Source organism: Anthropogastromicrobium aceti, assembly GCF_020687335.1.
Lineage (GTDB): Bacteria > Bacillota > Clostridia > Lachnospirales > Lachnospiraceae > Anthropogastromicrobium > Anthropogastromicrobium aceti.
Window position 1 is genome coordinate 1 of the sequence record NZ_JAJEQN010000086.1, and the last position, 2691, is coordinate 2691.

Here is a 2691-nt window from a genome sequence, read left to right on the forward strand (position 1 = left end):
CTGTCCATATCGGTCAGATGATGAAGGGTTCCATAAGTAAAGCGGTTTTCTCGTGTCTGTCCACCCGGAAGTGTCACAGTTTCCTTTGTGCATCGTGCCATCGCATCATAAGCTAAACTTTGTCTTTGTGTTCCATCGACAGTAAGTCCATAGGATAATCCTGGTCGCTGCGCCTTTGATGCATCACCGTACACCAGTCCGGTCTTTGTCTTTGATCCCTCCAAGCTCTGCACCAGTCGATTTACGCGATTATAATTGTCATAACCAATCTCAAGTGACTGCACTGTATGAGTGTTTGCCACGGTCGGCTCACCTGCTGCCCCGGTATTCTTCTCCAGAGTAGTGCTCTGTACGAGTCTTCCAGTCATGTCATACTGATCTTTGTCAATACGTCCATTTACCAGATCGGTTTCCTTTTCCAGTGTACCGTAATCATCATACTCATAACGCACGGCATCTGTACTTTCTCCATTCCATCGTCTGGCTCGGATGCGCTCCTCTTTGTCATACAGGATTTCCTGCGTATCGCCATTTCCATAGGCAACTGTTATGAGTGGACCATTGTTTGGTGCATAGCCGTAACTTTCAAGAGTCTTGTCGCCCGCCTTTACCATTGTCTGATTTCCGAAACCATCATAATCAAATACATAAGTGGTTCCACCATGCTTAATACTCTTAATTCGGTCTCCCTCATCATGACCACATTGAGGACAGGTACGGTGGTTTTATTATTGTTCCTGGTGGCTCAAGTTTGCGAACCTTTGTTCTTTTTCCAACTCTACTGCATTCTAATAAAGACACAAAAAAGCCTGAAAGCTCTTTTCTTGAACTTTCAGACTTTTTTACAGGGGACACATATCGAGCCAGTAGGGACACATTGTGAGCCACCGTACCTGTCACCATGGCTTACCAAATATAGTTTCAAACTTTGCTTTTTCCCCTTTTCTTCCAAATATTCGATTTTCTTCCCATGATCCCAATTCAAAATACATCTTTTTTCCAAACTTAATTCTCCCTTCATTATAAGAGTGTCTGGCACTGCGTTCATCGCATTTCATATTTTCTGAGCACAGTTGGGTCACGCACTCAAAAGCTTCTAATTCTTATTCTCCGAGGTTCAAAAAAGATTCATCCCTCTGGTCCATTTTCTTTGATCTCGAATTTCTTTATCCCAATATTGACGAAATTCCTCCTCACGTTCCTTTGAATATCCTATATATATAATCTTTTTTCTATGATTTACAAAAAAATGTTCTCCTCTTGTTTTCACCTTCTTTTCTTTTTCTGTACACCCCTTTTTACAAATAAAAAAAATTTCACATTCACTAGCCTGCCTTCCTTCTCTCACATCATTCAGTATTGTTCTTCTTTCAATAAACTCAATTTCCTCCCAACACATTTCTTTACAAATGTTAGGATAATATTCAAGTTGAATTCCTCTTTCATTTAAATAATAAACACCATTAGAAATCATATCATTATATATTTGTGTGTAAACAATATATTCCCAAAAACTCATAAATGGCAACAAAACTATAAATTGAATTCCTGTACTGAACATTGCATTTTGAAATGGCATATGTTTGTTTATTATTGCATCAAGAAGCAACACAATCAATATTATAATCGGAATCCCTATTTCAATGACAATTCCTCCCCAAAATGATAATACAACGAAAAATCTTGACCGTTTTCTCTTTTCATCCAAACATTCTATTTTTTTCTTTTTATCCCAATTCCAAATACATCTTTTTTTCATACCTCTCCTTTCACGCCATTCAGACAGGAGTAATCTCCTGCCTGAACATTAGATTCTAATTCAATTTATGCCATACATACTCTCTGAAACTTCTTATTCCGGGATACTGACTTTTTTATCTTGCTAGTAACCTTCTTTCTTCCTGATACTACTGTCACATTCTTAACAGATGACGTTGAGGTGGTTCTAATTTTAGGTTTTATTGGATTTACATTTTTGGAAGTTGTAGTTGATGACTTAGAACTTACTGCCGCAGAAAGTCCTACCGCCGCAAGCTCTGCTGTCTGACCAACAGTATAACCAACTCCCGCATTTCCAATTATCTGCGCTGCGGTTGTTTCCAAAGCAACTCTTTCTCCAGTCCAATTATTAGCAGTAAAACCTGAAACATATGTAGCTCCTGCTTCAAATACTCCACAAATAAAACGAGTCACAATATCTCCCTCTGTATTAATTGCTGTATTCACTCCATTAATTACCGCAGCTGCCTTTAAAAAATTCCCTCCCAGCGGCGCTAACGCTCCTGAAACTGCACCTACCAGGCATGACTTTGCCAGTTCAACACCATCAATTTCACCTCCACTCGAAAGTACATAAGAAAATCCGCTGACTACTGCTCCAACAACAGCGCCGACAATACATGGAATTGGAAACTCTCCTGCATAGTCTTCTCTTGCTACTGGATTATTATCGCAGTATGCGTACAGATTTTTACTTCCTAATTCCTGTGGCTTCGCAAAGATCACATCCGTGTCATCCGCATTCACAAACCTTCCAACTTCCGGATCATAATAGCGGCTTCCCAGACAATACAGTCCTGTCTCTGGATCGTAGACATATTTTCGGTAGCGGAACGGGTTCAGCGTTGCAAGGGACACGCCACTTGTATCCTGTGTGGACGTTACCTTACCCCAGCTGTTGTACTGGTATCT

At 40.1% G+C, this 2691-nt stretch carries 3 protein-coding genes; all 3 read right to left on the bottom strand.

Annotation, left to right across the window (positions count from 1 at the left end; all coding sequences use genetic code 11):
• A partial coding sequence (locus LKD48_RS16275) for a hypothetical protein (protein WP_331466893.1) occupies positions 1 to 614 on the bottom strand: 614 nt, incomplete at its 3' end.
• 503 nt (positions 615 to 1117) lie between these two features.
• Entirely contained in the window at positions 1118 to 1759 is a 642-nt protein-coding gene (locus tag LKD48_RS16280; protein WP_227102493.1) for a hypothetical protein, read from the bottom strand.
• 65 nt (positions 1760 to 1824) lie between these two features.
• A partial coding sequence (locus LKD48_RS16285; RefSeq protein ID WP_308732637.1) for an RHS repeat-associated core domain-containing protein occupies positions 1825 to 2691 on the bottom strand: 867 nt, incomplete at its 5' end.